This is a genomic window from Phyllobacterium sp. SB3 (assembly GCF_040009165.1).
Lineage (GTDB): Bacteria > Pseudomonadota > Alphaproteobacteria > Rhizobiales > Rhizobiaceae > Phyllobacterium.
This window is the reverse complement of the sequence record NZ_JBDYKI010000005.1, coordinates 140,369-157,219: the sequence shown is the minus strand read 5'-3', so window position 1 is coordinate 157,219 and position 16,851 is coordinate 140,369. Positions and strand designations below refer to the sequence as shown.

Below are 16,851 nucleotides of genomic sequence, written 5' to 3'. Positions count from 1 at the left end.
GCGTTATGAATCTCGTAGATATGTTTCTAAAGGGTCAGGGCGGCCAGAACATTGAAGCCCTGTCCCGTCAGTTCAATCTTTCCCAACAACAGACGCTTGCTGCGATAGAAGCGCTGATGCCTGCATTCTCGCAGGGACTGCAACGTAACACCGCAGACCCTATGGGCATGGGGGCTTTCGTGCAGGCGCTCTCGTCTGGCCAGCATACAAACTATTTCGATAATCCCTCCGCAGCATTCAATCCATCCGGTATCACCGACGGCAATAATATCCTTGGACACCTCTTTGGCTCAAAGGACTTGTCACGAGCTGTTGCCGATCATGCAGCCGCTACGACCGGACTTGCATCTGCAACTCTGAAAGAGATGCTTCCCGTTATTGCATCGATGATGATGGGTGGGCTTTACAAGAAATCTACGGGCCAATTTGCCGCGTCAGGCCTTGGCGGAGGCAATGTCATCGGCGATCTCATTGAACAAATGATGCGGCAAGGTGGCGGTGGACAAACCACCGGTAACCAGCAAACTGCTCCCGGCAGCAATCCCTGGGGTCAAATTCTTGAAGGAATGCTGGGCGGGGGGCAGCAACCTCAGGGACAAGGTGGCTCTACCGGCAATAACCCGCTCGGACAGATTTTCGAAGAGATAATGAAGGGCGGATTTCCCGGCGGCGCTGCGTCTCAAACTCCGGGACGAACCCAAACACCGAAAGATGCGGGGCAAAATCCTTTCGGCGATAATCCTTTTGGCAAAATCTTTGAGGAAATGCTTGGTGGCGCTGCGCAAAAGCGCTCTGCCCCGCAACCGGAACAAGAAGCAGAGCCGGAAGCTGCCACTCCCCCTCCCTCCGATAATCCCCTCAAGGATATTCTTGGCCAGATGTTCGATACTGGCCAAAAGACAAGCGAACAGTATCAGAAGGGTATCGAATCCATCTTTGATCAATATAAGCGCGGCATGGATCGTCACGGGTAGCTCGAACCAAAAAAGAAAAAGCCCGGCCAGATTGCATATGCAAACTGGGCCGGGCAGGAGGCAGGCGGAGCGCCGGGAGGGGATTCCGGCGTGAATGGGCGCCTGCTAAACAGTCAAATCATCGAACTACCGGGTAGCAGCGCGAACGCGTGAGCGTACATCTGCAAGTGCTCCAAGCCGTTCGCTTGGATCGTCCAGTAGTGACGTGCCAATGGCCGAATGAAGATCCGCACGCGTGACACCGATGTCATGCAGCATTTCATCATTCCATTCGCCAAGGCTCAAAATCGTTTTGCGGTTCCGGCGGGCAACAATCATTCGGTTGACAAAGCGGGCAGCCAGCGACGCAAGCGATGCGATCGTGCCGGTGAAACCGGTTACTTCAGTCATTCTCGTTGTTGTTGTCATCGCCCGTACTCCTTTTGAACGGCAGCGATCAGAAGTTAAATCGCGCGAAAACCATTTTTCGCGCATCACGCTAAATGCCTCGAAAGCACCCGCGTTTCCTGAACATCCTTAGAATGATACATAATGATTGATTATTCAAACGAATGTTTTTAATGTAAACGTTCAATAATAATGATGAGTCATCAACCTTGGGAACCCGCCATGAGCGCACCGCTTGATCTCGATCAACTGCAAACATTCACCGCTATTGCCGACTTGGGCAGCTTCACGAAAGCAGCAGACAAGGTCAACAAGACGCAGTCAGCTGTATCAATGCAGATGCGACGTCTGGAAGAGCGGGTTTCGAAGGCGCTTTTCGAACGCGATGGCCGGACAAACCGGCTGACCGAAGACGGTGAACGCCTCCTCGCTTATGCACGGCGTATGTTACAGCTTAATAACGAGACCATTGCAGCGTTTGACGATGCACAGCTGCAAGGGCATATTCGTATCGGCACACCAGATGATTACGCCGACCGATTCCTGCCCGAGATCATGGCGCGTTTTTCACGCTCCAATCCACGTGTCGAATTATCCGTTGTCTGCGAGCCCACGGTCAATCTCGACGAAATGATCCGGAAAGGCCAACTGGATATTGCACTCGTCACACAATGTGACGAACAGCGTCGTTCGGAAGTTGTGCGTAGTGAACAGCTACTATGGGTGACTTCTGCAAACCATAATGTTCATGAAGAAGTCGTACTGCCGCTGGCGGTTGGACGCCCCACATGCATATGGCGCGCAGCGGCTGTCGATGTGCTGGATTCAATGCATCACGACTACCGCATTCTGTTTACCAGCTGGTCCGCTACGGTTCTTGCAGCCGCAGTTTTGGCGGGGCTTGCCGTATCGATCCTGCCGGAATGCGCCTTGCGACCGGGCATGCGGGTTCTGACTGAGGCTGATGGTTTCGGCCGCCTGCCCGAGTTCGGTATCGGCATCATGCGCGGCCACACCAAGCCTTCGGCAATCGTTGATGCGCTCGTACAGCACATTATTGAAAGCCTCGACAACCTGTCCATGCCAACCCCCGTTAGCATGACTCAGGCATCAGTTCCCGTACCAATCAACCAGCGTTTGAGACAGGTCCGTTCAACGGAACTCGTGCCCGGTTGGTAATTACAACCCGCCCTGCCAGACTTTGATGGCATCCAGCGGATAGAGCAGCATGACAATATTAAGGGTGAGGTTATCGCGAATAACCCACCCTGCCAGCAGCTCGAACGCGATAGCCAGAGCAATCGTCAGCCAGATTGGGGCACGGGCGGCGAAGAAGAAGCCCAGCACCATAAAAAGAATATCGCTGACTGAGTTCAGAACGCTATCACCAACATATCCCAGCGCTATGGTTGCCTCACGATAGCGGTTGATAACCATTTCGGTATTCTCGAATATCTCCCAGGCCGCCTCTACGAAAATAGCGCCAAGGAGGCGCTGGCCGATTGGTCTTTTACGTGCTGCGAGCCAGAGGATGCCGTAAAACAGGAAGCCGTGGATGATGTGTGAAAGCGTGTACCAATCGGCGATGTGCTGTGAATTATCGGAGGAATTCGTATCACCCACCCAAAGTTTTACAGTACCGCAGGTGCATATGGGGTTGCGCCCCATGAACAGGAGAATCGCTGCGGCGACTGCGATCATCAAAGCGCCCAACAGCAAATAATGGCGTAAAGTCAGGCGTTTTTTCTGTATATCCGCAGCGGCAGGCATATTGTGTTCCCTCTTTCCCCTATAGGCGTTATTCGTCTGCTGATAAGAATGCAATCGGAGATTATGGAAGGTTGATTTCCACAGTCATCCCGATAGGAATGGAACATGACTGAAAAGCTCGAAACCGCATCCAATGTTGCCGAATATACCGTGTCGGAAATTTCCGGGGCGCTGAAACGCACCGTTGAAGATACTTTCGGACATGTTCGGGTTCGTGGCGAGATTTCCGGCTATCGGGGGCCGCACTCTTCCGGCCACGCTTATTTTTCTCTCAAAGATGACAAAGCCCGCATTGAAGCAGTGATCTGGCGAGGCTCGATGAGCCGCATCCGCTTCCAGCCCGAAGAAGGCATGGAAGTCATCGCTACGGGCAAACTGACCACGTATCCGGGTTCGTCGAAATATCAGATTGTCATCGAACAAATGGAACCGGCCGGTGCAGGCGCACTAATGGCCCTACTCGAAGAACGTAAACGCAAGCTTGGTGCGGAGGGGCTTTTCGACAGTTCAGCCAAGCAGCTTCTTCCCTATATGCCGCGGATTATCGGCGTGGTGACATCGCCAACTGGAGCAGTCATTCGCGATATCATTCACCGGATCACTGACCGGTTTCCATTGCATGTTCTTGTGTGGCCGGTGCGTGTGCAGGGCGAAACCTCCGGCAATGAAGTTGCCAATGCAGTCAATGGTTTCAATAACTTGGCAAATAATGGCTTGTTCCCGCAGCCTGATGTTTTGATCGTTGCGCGCGGTGGCGGCAGTCTCGAAGACCTGTGGGGTTTCAATGATGAGGTCGTCGTGCGGGCAGTCGCGGCCTCGCACATCCCTGTCATTTCAGCCGTTGGTCATGAGACAGACTGGACGCTGATCGATCTGGCTGCGGATGTTCGTGCACCCACACCAACCGGCGCTGCAGAAATGGCTGTGCCGGTAAAAGCGGACCTGTTGGCGCATCTGGCAACCCTGGGCGCAAGGCTTTCATCGGGCATGTCGCGCTATCTTGATCGTCGACGTCAGGCACAACGGGCGCTCGCGCGGGCCCTGCCCTCGGCAGACCAATTACTGGCGTTGCCAAGACGGCATTTCGATGAGACGGCAGCTCGTCTTGGCCGTGCACTGCAAGCAAATACGCAAAAGAAACGCGGCGAATTCGACGGTGCCGCACGGCAGTTGTCGCCCCGACTTCTCGAACAGCGCTTTCGTGAAAAGCGTCGTGAAATCAGCGTGTTGGCTAACCGGCTGCCACGTGGCTTGCAGGTTTATGTTCGTGACCGGCGGGCACTCTTCCACAGACGTGCGGGGCGCCTTTCCATTGAGCAGACCGCACGTCTCGCAGAGCGCGGCAGGCAGCATCTCCAACAGCTCGACCGCCGCCAAATTCAGGCAGTTTCTCTGATGCTTGATCGCGCCAAACGCCGCAGTGGTGAACTGGAAAGGCTGATGAAAACGCTTTCCCACACAAGCATTCTGGAGCGTGGTTTCGCTATTGTTTTTGACGCATCCGGCACGCCAATCAAACGGGCGGCAGCCATTACAAAAGGCGATGATCTGACGCTGCAATTTCAGGATGGCAAAGTCCAAGCTATGGCAAAAGACGGAGACGCTTTGCCGCAACAGCCCAAAATCGAGAAACCTGCTCCCGTCAAAAAACCACCAGTCACCGGCGGCTCCCAAGGCTCACTATTTTAGCCGAACTCGCGTAACCACAACCATTTTACCCGCTAGGATTACAATTCTGCTGCAAAATTCGACCGTTTTGCTCGCAATTTCTGTGATTATTGTTTCAAAGGCAGTTGCTTCTGATCGATGGGCAGTTCGATTGCCTCCTAAAAAGCCTCAAGTTCACTACCGCTAGTCAGAATATTTTGCAGGTTCATTCCCGGGTCCAGCCTGGCCCATTTAATTCAATCAGGGATTGTGACCAGTCATCAATAAAACGCTGGCGTTGTGCCCTGTCCTGCACTGCCAAAAGTGCTGGTCCGATGCGGATCGGTTGGGCAATACCGGACTCTTTCAAATTCTGCGGTCCATCCACATCGGGCGGCAAACTGCCGGTTTCCGTAAAATAAAACGCATTGGTTTTCGCTACGGCACGGCCCTGCTCCGAAAGCAGATAATCCAGAAATCTTGCGGCCAGATCGACGCGTCTTGCACCCTTTGGAATGAGTGCGCCCCGGCTCAACACGAGGGTGTAGTCACGCGGAACAACAACGCGCAGTTGCGGATAGCGTCGTGCTGCTTCATAGGCGTAAGAGCCGAGCATATTGTAACCAATATAGAGATTGCCCTTGGCCACCTCCTCCAAAATCTCACCCGTGCAGCAGCGGGCAATTGCCGAGGCACGTGCCATGCCTTCAAGAAGACGCCCAAACACAGCGGTGGTCTGGCGCGCATCATTGAACGCCAGCAGATAGCCAATTCCGGACAGGCGGATATCGTAAGTTCCCACACGCCCGCGATAAGTATCGAGTTGCTCACGCAAGAGATCGGCAAGCTCGACATGAGTTCGCGGCACATCCTTCGGCGGAACCTTGACACTATTATAAACGAAGACCGCTGGCTCATAGGTGAAGCCGAAAACCTCATCGCGCCAATTGGCCCAATCGGCAACACGCGCGGTTTCCGGCGAGGTATGCGCAGTGGCACAACCATCATTGGCCAGCTTGACAAGCTGATCCACTGACGAGGAAAGCAGCAGATCACCCAGCGGCTTCTGTTCGCGACAGGCTTCCGCTGCAAGAGCATTCAATTCGTTGGTCAGATATTCGATATAATCGATCGATACATCTGGCCAGATGGTTTGAAAGTCCTCAATCAACGGCTTCATAGCGGCCAGGTCGGTTGTGGAATAAATGGTCAGCCTGCCAGATTCTGCCTGGGGTGCCGGAAATCTCGTTGTGTTATCCGCAGCAAAGGCGAGCGAACCCGCCAACATCCCAGCCATTGAAATCATCAGACGCTTGATCATTTTACTTCCTAAACCGGCTTCGCAGATATGCCACATGCAACATTGATGTTCAAAAGTGCAGCAAAATAATAGCCCTGGAATTAGGCACTTGACGCGAGCAAAGAGTTTCATTCTTAATACCCGAATATTGTAAGAATTTTTTTATAAGTCGGGGAATTTTATTATGCCTTTTTATGCCGAAGCTGCGGCTGTTTCCGCACGCTACAACCGCCTCACTGTTTTTCGCAAGTTATTGAAGAGCTCCGCGTGTATTGCGTTGATTCTTGTTGCTACGGGTGCCGCGGCACTGGCAGACGGCAAGTATTTTAATGCTGACGGCAGCAAGACCGATGATCTGGAAGCGGCTGCAACAACATGGCGCACTGATCTTGAATTCATCGCGAGTACGGGGCTTGGCGATGCGAAAGCGGAATACGCCTATGCGATGGGCTTTACAGGCAAAAATGTTAGCGTTGGAATTTATGACACCGGCGTTTATGGAAAGCATCCGGAGTTTGCTGGCGATGGCAAGCTTACCGGATTACATACCGAAGGCAATTATGCCTATACCTATAATGATTATTACAAGGCAGGCGACGCGTTTTCCTTCAACGGCAATGACCCGCTGCACGGCGTTGGCTTGGTTAGCCCTGATAGGCATGGAACGCATGTGGGAGGCATCGTTGCGGCCAATCGAAATGGATCCGGTATGCACGGTGTTGCTTTCGATGCCAAACTGATCGCGGCTCACAACAGCGACGCTGGCCCTGAAGATGGTGTAGTAGCTGGCAATGATGCGAATGCTTACACTGCCGGTTTCAACGCGTTGATCGGAAGCGGTGCTCGTATCATAAACAATAGCTGGGGAATTGGATTTCTCGGCAATATGGGAACTGCCACAGGCCCAAAGGCCACGAAAGTGGATGTTATCACGCAATTCAACTCCGCACCAAACGATGGCACTATGGGCGCTGCCGCGAGTGTGGCGCGCGCAGGCATTCTGTACGTAAAATCAGCGGGCAACAAATACGGGTCGGAACCGGATGCGCTCGGTGCGTTGCCTTATTTCCACCCGGACATTGAGAGTCATTGGGTCACAGTCGCCAACCTGTCGGCCTTTAGTTCAGCAGCTCAGCTTTCCGCCAGTTCGAGCATCTGCGGCATGGCAAAATATTACTGCCTTTCTGCTCCCGGTACGTCGATCTATAGCGCCGTTTATGAACAGAGCAGCGGCAGCGATTCACCGGGCTACGATAAGTTAACGGGTACATCCATGGCAGCGCCGATGGTTGCGGGAGCATTGGCGGTGTTGATCGAACGCTATCCCTATCTCAACAATAAGCAGGTCCGTGACGTCCTTCTGACAACCGCTGAGCACATTGGTTCAAGTGCGAAAGGCACACCCGATACAGCCTTTGGCTGGGGACAGCTGGACCTTAAAGCTGCCATGAATGGCTCAGCGCAGTTTATGGATCGGTTTGTAGTAAATCTTTCGAAAGACGACATTATTTCTGACGAGGTGATTGGCAAGGATACCTGGTCCAACGATATTTCGGATAAGGCACTAATTGCTCGTAAGGTGGAAGAGCTCAAAGAAGTCGCTGATTGGCAGGAAAAAAAGAAAGCCAATGGCTGGGAGAATGGATACTCGGCTGCAGACGCTCAGATAGAAGTGGACATCCTTGTTCCGCAAGTACGCAGTCTTCTTACCTCTCTGGAAGCAGCAATCAGAAAGCAGAAGTTTGCTTCCGCGCTGGACGCAGTGAAGAGTAATCCACTTGCGACTACGGTGTGGTCGCGCATGGTAGCCCGAAGCACCTATGGACAATACCTTGAGGGCTATGGAGCGCAACCAACATATAAATTTGTCGCCGATAGTGTTGCCACTGATCTCGCGAACTTTTTGAAAGCAGCAGATATCGTCGTCGCAGCAGATATTCTTGTAACAAAGGAAATTTTGTTAGCTGGATACAATGGTGCAGAGCTGAGAACAAACTATCTCACTGCCAAACTTGCCGATCCTTCATCTTACGAATCCGGACTGACCAAGCTTGGTACTGGCCAACTGACATTGACCGGCGACAGCACTTATTCGGGTGATACAATTGTCGATGGCGGGGAGCTGGTCATCGGCAAGGAAGGCTCGATTACCTCTGCATCGTTCGTCAATGACACTGCGTTGTTTACGGTTGAGGGGATTGCTGCGGCAACGACCGTCAACAAGGGTGGACGTTTGAACGTTGCCGTTGGCGGGTCAACCGGCGATACATCGGTTATTGGCGGATGGGCTGCAGTCAATGGCAATAGCGGCGCGACCAGTGTTGGCGATGCGGGTGTTGTTTCAGGAAGTGGTACGCTTGATAGCCTTATTGCCAAAAGCGGCGGTGTTGTCTCGCCGGGCAATTCAGTAGGCACGCTCAATGTGAGCAAAGACACTACCTTCGAGAAGGGCAGTAGCTTCGAAGTGGAGATCAAGGCCGATCAAAGCCTTGCCGATCAGCTTGCCGTTGCAGGGACGGCAAACCTGCTCGGCGGTGCTGTCAATGTACGGCTTGAGGGCAAAACGGCTCTGCTGAGTGATGGCGAGATCAAGAGCTTCTTCAGCAAACGCTATGACATTGTAACCGCAGGAACCAAGGTCGAGGGTACGTTCGACACGGTTAATCCGGCCGGCAATTTCAACTATGTCTGGACTGAACTCGACTATAGCGACACAAATAAGGTCGTGCTTGGCTTTGACAGGAAGGATGTGGCCTGGACGGTTGGCGTCAACACCCATAATCAAAGAGCTGTATCCGGAGCAGTAGAGAGCTTGGAGCAAGGCAATGCGCTTTATAACAGCGTGCTGTTCTCAAGCAGCGACAATCCCCTCGACTTCGATACCCTCTCCGGTGAAGTCCATGCGACGCTTTCCGGTGTTCTGGCGGCCGATAGCCACTTCATCGCTGATGCGGCAACGTCGCGAGTGCGCAATGCCTTTGGCGGTGTTGCAGGCAAAGAGCAGGCAGTGACCACGCCACTGGCCTATGGTCCGGAGAGCAAGGCAAAGCACAGTGAAGCCTTTGCTGCCGTTGAGCCTGCCCCTGCCACCACGGCATTCTGGGGTGAAGCCTATGGCTCATGGGCGCATGCGGACGGGGATGGCAATGCTTCCGGCTACAGCCGCAATACCGGCGGCCTTGTCACTGGCTTTGACGGCATTGTTGCCGATGATTGGCGCTTTGGCCTGCTTGCCGGTTATGGCAGCACCTCGCTGCAGACAGGATATGGCAAGGCATCGGTCGACAGCTATCAGGTCGGCGTCTATGGCGGCACGAAGATCGATGCACTCGGCCTGCGCCTTGGCGTCAATCTCGGTCAGCATGAGATCGACACGAAAAGAACAGCACGCTTCGGTAGTCTCAACAACGAACATGAGGCTTCCTATGATGCACAGACGGTGCAGGTGTTCGGCGAACTCGGCTATGAGATCGTAACCCCCTATGCCACGCTCGAACCCTTTGCCGCAGCACGGCATGTGCACGTCAAGACGAACAGCTTCAATGAAGATGGCGCTGTCAGTAATTTGAGCGGGGAAGGTTCAAGCACCGACCTGACCATCACGACGCTTGGCCTTCGTGCCGCGCACCAGTTCACCTTGAATGAAAGCACCACACTGACGGCACGCGGCATGCTTGGCTGGACCCATGGCTTTGGCGATGTGACACCTGAGGCAAGCCTTGCCCTGAACGGCGGCGCAGGCTTTACGGTTGAGGGTGCCGGCATTGCAAAAGATGCGGCCATCATCGAGGCGGGCTTTGATATCGGCATCGGCAGGGCCACAACCATCGGCCTCAGCTATACCGGGCAGTTCTCCAGCCAGTCACATGACAACGCCATCAAGGCCGATCTCAACGTCAGGTTTTGACGGGATCAGCTTCCCCCGCAGAACTGTTCCCCTGCGGAACCTTGCAGGCCCTTCGGGGCCTGTCTTTTTTGCGGTGGCAGCAAACTACCGGACTGCGGCAGATGGTTCTTTTTGATAAAGCGGCAAGGTAAGAACTACAACAAAGCCTCGCTCATTGCGCGGGCGGAAACTCAGACTTCCGCCATGGGCCTTGGCAACTTCCTGTGCAATGGCAAAGCCAAGACCGGAACTGCCTTCATGGGATTTCGATGTGGAAAAACGCTGCATCGCCTTTTCCCAATCTTCGGGCGGAATGCCCGGTCCATCATCTTCCACCTCGACAAAAGCCTGAGTGTCGATCGCGCTGACCCTTACCTCCAGACGATGCTCCGCGCCGTGGCGCAGGGCATTGTCGATAACATTCACGATGGCCTCTCGCAGACTGACGGCATCGCCCAGAACCATCGGGCGATTCTCAGGCGTTTCAAAAGATACGACGATATCGGGATCAACGGTGACCGGAACCGCGGCACGCCATGCACGGCGTGCGACATCAACTAGGCTGATCGGCTCAAGCTGCACTGAATCCGCACGGTGGATGACCATGGCATGACTGAGCAGCTGATTGGTCAAGCGTGAAAGTTCTCCGGTACGTTCCTTCACGCGGGCAAAATGCTGGCGATCTGCCTTGCTCAGTTTTCCAGCGCCGAGTAGATCAATTTGCGCCGTAAGAGCTGTAAGCGGAGTGCGAATCTGATGGGCAGCATCGGCGATGAACCGTTGCAGCAGGTCAACACGCTCGCCGAGCCGACCCATGAAGTAGTTGATTGATCCGACGAATGGATCAAGTTCACGCGGGACATTGACCGAGACCGGCGTAAGATCATGAGGGTCGCGACGGCGAACCGCTCTACCAAGATGCTCGACGGGTTGCAGTGCATAACGGATAGCGAGCATGGCACCCACAAACGCCAGCAGGCTCATGACAATGACCAGGATAGTGGCGCGCAAGGTGAGTTCGCGCGTCAAGGCTGATCTGGCCTCATTGGTCTGCGCAACGATGACATATGCCCGGCCCGTGACAGCCGGATCCGCAAGAACTCTTGTGGCGCGGGTGATGCGAACAGCCTCGCCCTTATAGGTGCCCTCTTCGACACGCATTGCATCGCTGTTGTTGTCCGACGCGCTCGGGCTTTGCAGGTCGTCATATCCTGTCACGGTCTGACCGTTCGTATCGATAACGCGGTAGAAAATGCGGTCTCTGTCTGCCAGACCAAGCAACTCGAATGCGGATGCAGGCAGGCGGACGCTGAGCTTACCATCTTCGACAGCGAGGCTCTCAGCCATTTGCAACGCTGCGCCGACCAGCAGACGGTCATAGGCTTTGTCGGCGGCGGTATCGGCATAATACCAGGCGGCACTGACCAGCAAAGCCACGCCAATGCCGAGGACCAGCGAAATGCGCCGCGCGAGGCGGGCAAATAGCGAGGGCGGATTTATCGGCAACTCAGGATGCATCGCCGGATACCAGCTGATAGCCCAGACCACGGACCGTAACGATGTGCGCCTGCGCACCCTCAAGCTTCTTACGCAGGCGTCCGACATAAAGCTCGATGGCATTGGCATTTGCCGCTTCTTCGAATCCGAATAGCTGGTCGAGAAGTTCGTCCTTGCTGAAAACCCGGCCCGGCCTTGCAACCAGAACTTCAAGCAGAGTCAACTCGCGGCGTTTCAGCTGTATCTCGCGCTTGCCGACATGAACGGAACGCGTGGCACGATCCACGGCGATATCACCACATTTGATGAGATTGGTCGCTTCGCCGCCACTATGGCGCCGCATCAAGACACGGGCGCGGGCTTCAAGCTCGCGAAAGTCGAATGGCTTGACGAGATAATCATCGGCACCGAGATCCAGCGCACTCACGCGGTCGTCGATTTCCGACCTTGCGGTGAGAATGAGTACCGGAACCGAATTGCCCGACTTGCGGATGGATCTGAGAATTTCGAAGCCGTCCATGCCCGGCAGCATGACATCAAGGATAATCAGCGCATATTCGGTGAAGTCGATGATTTCCGCAGCGCTGCGCCCATTCGTCTCCCAATCGACGGCATGGCCGGTCGCCTCGAAACGCTTGGCGATCGCTTCTCCCACATCGTGCGTGTCTTCTACCAGCAATATACGCATGGCGTTTCATTGCCACGAAACCGGAAAGCTCGCAAACGGTATGATTACCGCAGCGACGCTGGACGCAACTGCTCAACTGAAGTGCGCCAACAAATACAACCCTGCATTCGTTGCGAACCCTGCCGATTAAGCGGATTGACAAGGTTCATTCAGTTTTGAGGGCAGAAGCAGAAAGCATTGAGCCAGCCGGTGCATCGAGGAAATTGGCTTCCTCGACTGCGGCATCAGCCTTGCGCTCAAACTTGGAGGTAAGCTTATGTGGCCAAAACCACTTAGCGTTACCCTCATCGTAAAAAGAACCCGGACCGGCTGGCAGCTGGTGATCCGGGTTCACTTTACGAAATGAGGAAAGGGGCGGACGAAAGTTCGCCCCACTCCAAGCCTCAATATAACATTGCTTCAGCCATTACTAAAGTCTCATTTAGTCTAATGCAAAAGCGCTTCAGGGGTGGACGGCGGCTGTCAGTGGCTTATTCTGCTGCTTTAAACATGCTGCGGGACTGACAGACAATGCGAATTAATTTGGGCAGCCGCTCTCCGGGGTTGCAATGGCTGATCCTTCTCGCGCTATCATTGCTCTTCTTTGTCGTGTTTCAGGCAATGCGGCTTCCCGCAGCGCTGCTGCTTGGGCCAATGGCCGCGGCGATTGCCGTTGCAGCCGCCGATGGTGCGATTCGTGTTCCGGTACGCCCTTTTGTTGTTTCGCAGGGTGTCATTGGTTGTCTCATTGCCCACAGTATCGAGCCTTCCACGCTGACCGAAATGGTGCATGACTGGCCGATTTTCCTCACGGTGATCGCGTCTGTGATCTTTGCCAGCAATACGCTTGGATGGTTGCTGGCGCGCTGGCAGGTGCTACCCGGCACAACCGCAGTCTGGGGTTCTTCACCGGGCGCCGCTGCCGCGATGACCCTGATGGCCGAAGCCTATGGCGCTGACATACGCCTTGTCGCCTTCATGCAATATCTTCGGGTTGTTTTCGTCGCCGTGGTCGCTTCGCTGGTTTCGCGCATCTGGGTGACGGGACCGACTGCCATGGCACCCGAATTTATCTGGTTTCCACCCTTGGACTGGATCGGCTTCGGGCAAACATTACTTCTCATAATTGGGGGCAGCTGGCTCGCGGTAAGGTTGCGGGTACCGGCAGGCCCCATGCTGGTGCCGATGATCCTCGGAATTATCCTGCACAATACCGGACTTATGACAATCGTCCTCCCTCCGTGGTTGCTGGCGGCAAGCTACGCGCTGATCGGCTGGAACATCGGTTCGCGCTTTAACCGGCCGATCCTCGTACACGCCGCGCGCGCCCTGCCCCGTGTCGTTGCATCAATCCTGACGCTTATAACCATATGCGGTGGCATTGCAGCTTTGCTGGTCTACTTTGCAGATATCGATCCGCTGACGGCTTATCTCGCCACAAGTCCGGGCGGAGCTGATTCCATTGCGATTATCGCGGCCTCCAGCGATGTGGACTTGCCCTTTGTCATGGCGATGCAAACGGCGCGATTTCTCATCGTGCTGATAACAGGCCCGGCCATTGCCCGTTTCATAGCAAAGCGCACGGGATTGAGCGGCAGGAACGAGCTTTGAAAAATCGCGTCCCGGAGGAAACGAATGAGCGTTGAGCAATTCAAGGATGTCAAGGCAATCGTCTTCGACGTATTCGGGACGGTTGTTGACTGGCGCAGCGGCGTTTCGCGGGATGCCGCGGCATTTTTGGCACGCCATGATCGTCAGGACATTGATCCCGACGATTTCGCCGATTGCTGGCGCAACCACTATGCCCCGGCAATGGAAGAGGTAAACAGCGGTCGCCGCGCCTTTGTGCGGCTGGATGTTCTGCATCGCGAAAATCTCGACAAGGTGCTCATAGAGCTTGGCATTGATGCAACCTCAATCCCGCGATCAGAACTCGATGAGCTTAATCTGGCGTGGCACAGGCTCGACCCTTGGCCGGATTCTGTTCAGGGCATTCAACGTTTGAAAAAGCGCTTCATCGTTGCGCCGCTTTCCAATGGAAATATTAGATTGATGATCGATATGGCAAAGCGTTCCCGCCTGCCCTGGGATGCAATTCTCGGGGCGGAAGTGGCAGGGATATACAAGCCAATGCCCGAAGCTTATCTCAGAACCGCAGATATTCTGGCGTTGCGGCCGGAGGAAATATGCCTTGTGGCGGCTCATAACAATGATCTTGCTGCGGCCCGCCAATGTGGATTGCGTACCGCTTTCATCTTACGGGCAAATGAGCATGGCGCGGACCAGAAAACCGATCTCCACCCAACGCAGGATTGGGACATCATTGCCGATAGTATCGATGATCTCGCGACAAAGCTGAAAACACCGATACCCCAGTAAAATAGCTGAGCAGTTATGGGGGCACGATGGGCCTCGGAATCATGATCGCGTTCCGGGCGCCCGCCAACCTATGAAAGCTGCATAGAGTGCTGCCATCAAGGCAAGCGATGCCGCGCACCACAAGCGCATTGGCTACTTACGAGCCAGCATGCTTCTCATCCAATTGACCGTGCTGGTGGCTATTGTCGGCCAGGGTCTCGATAACACGGCATTCCGCCACCCGACCGCATGCACATTCTGCAAGCATTCTCTGCAATTCGGTACGCAAAGAGCTGAGCCTTGCAATTCGTGCCTCTACTTCATCCAACCGCGCTGATGCTATTTGATCGGCAACACTGCATGACTGATTTGGATTGTCCTGCAACGAAAGCAAGGCACGAATGGCTTCGATATCGAAACCGAGTTCCCGTGCGTGCCTGATAAAGGCCAGTCGCGCCATGCCCTTTTTGTCGTAGCGTCTTTGTTGCCCTTCCGTACGCGGTGGCGGCAGCAGCAGACCGATCTGTTCATAATATCTGATTGTGGGCACCTTTACCCCGGTACGCCGCGCCAGTTCGCCTATCGAAAAATCCATGAAAAGCCCCTTGAACCTCTAGACACTATAGGGATTAAGCTGCTTCAATAAAAGGAGCACCTATGGCCGAAGTCTGCTGCAAACACGACACTGACACCGCTTGTGCGCCGCCCCCACTGGTTTTGCCAAAAGGCGAAGCTGGCAACGCGGGAGAGATCAAGGATGCTTGCTGCTCCGGTGGAGTGCCTGTTTTCGACGGGGTTGACCCCCGTTACAAGCGTGTTCTCTGGACGGTAATCGGTATCAATGGGGCAATGTTTCTGACAGAAATGATTGCGGGACAGCTGGCAGGCTCGCAGGCGTTGCAAGCTGACGCTCTGGATTTTCTTGCCGATACAGTCACATACGGATTAAGCCTTGCCGTTATTGGAGCAAGCTTGCGCACCCGTGCCACGGCTGCGCTGTTTAAGGGTCTCTCGCTATTTGCCATGGCGTTTTGGGTCTTTGGCTCAACCCTCTATCAAGTGTTTGTCCTTGGCCTGCCAAGTGCTGAGGTAATGGGTGCGATTGGCTTTTTGGCATTGGCAGCGAATCTGGGTTCCGTTCTCTTGTTGAGGCCCTACAAGGACGGCGATGCGAATGTCCGGTCTGTCTGGCTTTGCTCCCGCAACGATGCCATCGGCAATGTCGTGGTGATGGCCGCTGCATTCGGCGTGTGGGGTACGTCAACCGCTTGGCCCGACTTGGCGGTGGCAGCCCTTATGGCAGGTATTTTCCTGACATCTGCCGTGCAGATTCTCAGACAGGCGTGGGGCGAATATAATGAAGGAACACCCCGCAATCCTATTGTTGCGGGGTAACAGGCCGGGCCTTTGTGAATCGAGATCATCCAGCTAAAAACTGTCTATCGATGATTTCGGGAGAAGGAGGCGGCAACGTCGTGGGCATCAAAATCGAGACTTCGCGCCTTACTCTGCGACCTTGGAGTGAGGACGACATCGAACAACTTACGCAAGGCTTGAACGATCTCAAGCTCGCAAGGTGGCTGGCTTTCGTCCCTCACCCCTATTTGACGTCACACGCCGAAAATTGGATCAGGAGATGTCAGGAGATTTCAAATGCTGGCGGTCGGCCGGGTGCATACGAATTTGCAATTGAACTCAAGCCTGAGCGAACAGTAATCGGTGGGGTCAGTCTCAATAAGATCGATTGGGAGGCAGGGACAGGTGGGGGTGGCATTTGGATAGTCAGCCAGTATCAGGGGCGCGGCTATGGACGCGAAGCATTTGAGGCAAAGATCCGGTTCGCTTTTACCGAGTTAGGCCTGACAAGATTGGTCAATGGCTACTTCGACGGCAACGAAAACTCCCGGGCGATGCAGAGTAAATTAGGGTATCGGCACGTGGGTGAAGTTATCAGCCGCTGCATGGCTGACGGAAGACAAACGATCGAACATGTAACGGCATTGCTGCACAGTGATTGGCAGGATCGCGAGGACTAAAGCGCTCTCGAAAGCGGGCGCCGTGGGATCGTTATGCGGCACAAAAAATGTGCAACGCCCAACCAGCCCCGATCATCGGGCGAGGTATTGTTGCTTAGCAATATTGGGAAGTGGTGAATGGTACGGACGGGTGGATTCGAACCACCGACCTCAGGAGCCACAATCCTGCGCTCTAACCAACTGAGCTACGACCGCACACCGTCAAGATTTTTGACTTGCGTCACATACGGAGGATTGACGCTTTTTGCAAGCACCTGATGCAACAAAAGGCAGCGACATTCCCAAAAAAACGCGGCAGCCTGTTATGAAAAAGAAAAAAGGCCGGGGGG

At 54.4% G+C, this 16,851-nt stretch carries 14 protein-coding genes and 1 tRNA gene; 8 read left to right on the top strand and 7 right to left on the bottom strand.

What is annotated here, in order from left to right; all coding sequences use genetic code 11:
• Window positions 1-5: 5 nt before the first annotated feature.
• Entirely contained in the window at window positions 6-974 is a 969-nt protein-coding gene (locus ABKW30_RS19540) for a DUF937 domain-containing protein (protein WP_348600594.1), read from the top strand.
• A 126-nt stretch (window positions 975-1,100) separates the two neighbouring features.
• Here the strand turns inward: ABKW30_RS19540 and ABKW30_RS19535 are convergent, their stop codons facing one another.
• Window positions 1,101-1,382 (bottom strand): DUF1127 domain-containing protein, encoded by a 282-nt coding sequence (locus tag ABKW30_RS19535; RefSeq protein WP_348600593.1) that lies wholly within the window; start codon window positions 1,380-1,382, stop codon window positions 1,101-1,103.
• 201 nt (window positions 1,383-1,583) lie between these two features.
• Here ABKW30_RS19535 and ABKW30_RS19530 point away from each other — a divergent pair, with 201 nt between their 5' ends.
• Entirely contained in the window at window positions 1,584-2,540 is a 957-nt protein-coding gene (locus ABKW30_RS19530) for a LysR substrate-binding domain-containing protein (RefSeq protein WP_348600592.1), read from the top strand.
• Here the strand turns inward: ABKW30_RS19530 and ABKW30_RS19525 are convergent, their stop codons facing one another.
• Window positions 2,541-3,131 carry a DUF2585 domain-containing protein gene (locus ABKW30_RS19525; RefSeq protein ID WP_348600591.1) on the bottom strand — a complete coding sequence of 197 codons (591 nt, stop codon included), beginning with the start codon at window positions 3,129-3,131 and terminating at the stop codon, window positions 2,541-2,543.
• Between the two features lie 105 nt (window positions 3,132-3,236).
• On the opposite strand from ABKW30_RS19525, the gene xseA reads away from it, so the two are divergent.
• Window positions 3,237-4,820 carry an exodeoxyribonuclease VII large subunit gene (gene xseA / locus ABKW30_RS19520; protein ID WP_348600590.1) on the top strand — a complete coding sequence of 528 codons (1,584 nt, stop codon included), beginning with the start codon at window positions 3,237-3,239 and terminating at the stop codon, window positions 4,818-4,820.
• 184 nt (window positions 4,821-5,004) lie between these two features.
• Here the strand turns inward: xseA and ABKW30_RS19515 are convergent, their stop codons facing one another.
• Window positions 5,005-6,099 (bottom strand): ABC transporter substrate-binding protein, encoded by a 1,095-nt coding sequence (locus ABKW30_RS19515; protein ID WP_348600589.1) that lies wholly within the window; start codon window positions 6,097-6,099, stop codon window positions 5,005-5,007.
• A 163-nt stretch (window positions 6,100-6,262) separates the two neighbouring features.
• On the opposite strand from ABKW30_RS19515, the gene ABKW30_RS19510 reads away from it, so the two are divergent.
• Window positions 6,263-9,985, top strand: coding sequence for an autotransporter domain-containing protein (locus ABKW30_RS19510; RefSeq protein ID WP_348600588.1), 3,723 nt, complete (start codon window positions 6,263-6,265; stop codon window positions 9,983-9,985).
• A gap of 84 nt (window positions 9,986-10,069) precedes the next feature.
• Here ABKW30_RS19510 and ABKW30_RS19505 read toward each other — a convergent pair whose 3' ends face one another.
• The gene (locus tag ABKW30_RS19505; protein WP_348600587.1) at window positions 10,070-11,482 is read right to left on the bottom strand and encodes a sensor histidine kinase; all 1,413 of its coding nucleotides are present in this window, start codon (window positions 11,480-11,482) and stop codon (window positions 10,070-10,072) included.
• Entirely contained in the window at window positions 11,472-12,149 is a 678-nt protein-coding gene (locus ABKW30_RS19500; protein WP_348600586.1) for a response regulator transcription factor, read from the bottom strand. The genes ABKW30_RS19505 and ABKW30_RS19500 overlap by 11 nt, the downstream gene beginning before the upstream one ends.
• A 510-nt stretch (window positions 12,150-12,659) precedes the next feature.
• Here ABKW30_RS19500 and ABKW30_RS19495 point away from each other — a divergent pair.
• Window positions 12,660-13,739: an AbrB family transcriptional regulator gene (locus ABKW30_RS19495; RefSeq protein WP_348600585.1), complete on the top strand. Its 1,080-nt coding sequence runs from the start codon at window positions 12,660-12,662 to the stop codon at window positions 13,737-13,739.
• Window positions 13,740-13,763: 24 nt separating this feature from the next.
• Window positions 13,764-14,507 carry a haloacid dehalogenase type II gene (locus ABKW30_RS19490; protein ID WP_348600584.1) on the top strand — a complete coding sequence of 248 codons (744 nt, stop codon included), beginning with the start codon at window positions 13,764-13,766 and terminating at the stop codon, window positions 14,505-14,507.
• Window positions 14,508-14,643: 136 nt separating this feature from the next.
• On the opposite strand, the gene ABKW30_RS19485 is transcribed toward ABKW30_RS19490, so the two are convergent.
• A complete protein-coding gene (locus ABKW30_RS19485) occupies window positions 14,644-15,081 on the bottom strand; it encodes a helix-turn-helix domain-containing protein (protein WP_348600583.1) in 438 nt (145 codons plus the stop codon).
• Window positions 15,082-15,143: 62 nt separating this feature from the next.
• Here ABKW30_RS19485 and ABKW30_RS19480 point away from each other — a divergent pair, with 62 nt between their 5' ends.
• Both ABKW30_RS19480 and ABKW30_RS19475 read left to right on the top strand, forming a co-directional pair.
• Complete coding sequence (locus ABKW30_RS19480; RefSeq protein ID WP_348600582.1) at window positions 15,144-15,881, top strand: cation transporter; 738 nt, start codon at window positions 15,144-15,146, stop codon at window positions 15,879-15,881.
• Between the two features lie 80 nt (window positions 15,882-15,961).
• Window positions 15,962-16,522 (top strand): GNAT family protein, encoded by a 561-nt coding sequence (locus ABKW30_RS19475; RefSeq protein ID WP_348600581.1) that lies wholly within the window; start codon window positions 15,962-15,964, stop codon window positions 16,520-16,522.
• Between the two features lie 118 nt (window positions 16,523-16,640).
• Here the strand turns inward: ABKW30_RS19475 and ABKW30_RS19470 are convergent.
• Window positions 16,641-16,717: transfer RNA gene (locus tag ABKW30_RS19470), tRNA-His, on the bottom strand.
• Window positions 16,718-16,851: the final 134 nt, after the last annotated feature.

Coding starts and splice junctions, on each gene's coding strand:
- ABKW30_RS19540 (WP_348600594.1), top strand. CDS start 6: ATGAATCTCGTAGATATGTTTCTAAAGGGTCAGGGCGGCCAGAACATT.
- ABKW30_RS19535 (WP_348600593.1), bottom strand. CDS start 1,382: ATGACAACAACAACGAGAATGACTGAAGTAACCGGTTTCACCGGCACG.
- ABKW30_RS19530 (WP_348600592.1), top strand. CDS start 1,584: ATGAGCGCACCGCTTGATCTCGATCAACTGCAAACATTCACCGCTATT.
- ABKW30_RS19525 (WP_348600591.1), bottom strand. CDS start 3,131: ATGCCTGCCGCTGCGGATATACAGAAAAAACGCCTGACTTTACGCCAT.
- xseA (WP_348600590.1), top strand. CDS start 3,237: ATGACTGAAAAGCTCGAAACCGCATCCAATGTTGCCGAATATACCGTG.
- ABKW30_RS19515 (WP_348600589.1), bottom strand. CDS start 6,099: ATGATCAAGCGTCTGATGATTTCAATGGCTGGGATGTTGGCGGGTTCG.
- ABKW30_RS19510 (WP_348600588.1), top strand. CDS start 6,263: ATGCCTTTTTATGCCGAAGCTGCGGCTGTTTCCGCACGCTACAACCGC.
- ABKW30_RS19505 (WP_348600587.1), bottom strand. CDS start 11,482: ATGCATCCTGAGTTGCCGATAAATCCGCCCTCGCTATTTGCCCGCCTC.
- ABKW30_RS19500 (WP_348600586.1), bottom strand. CDS start 12,149: ATGCGTATATTGCTGGTAGAAGACACGCACGATGTGGGAGAAGCGATC.
- ABKW30_RS19495 (WP_348600585.1), top strand. CDS start 12,660: ATGCGAATTAATTTGGGCAGCCGCTCTCCGGGGTTGCAATGGCTGATC.
- ABKW30_RS19490 (WP_348600584.1), top strand. CDS start 13,764: ATGAGCGTTGAGCAATTCAAGGATGTCAAGGCAATCGTCTTCGACGTA.
- ABKW30_RS19485 (WP_348600583.1), bottom strand. CDS start 15,081: ATGGATTTTTCGATAGGCGAACTGGCGCGGCGTACCGGGGTAAAGGTG.
- ABKW30_RS19480 (WP_348600582.1), top strand. CDS start 15,144: ATGGCCGAAGTCTGCTGCAAACACGACACTGACACCGCTTGTGCGCCG.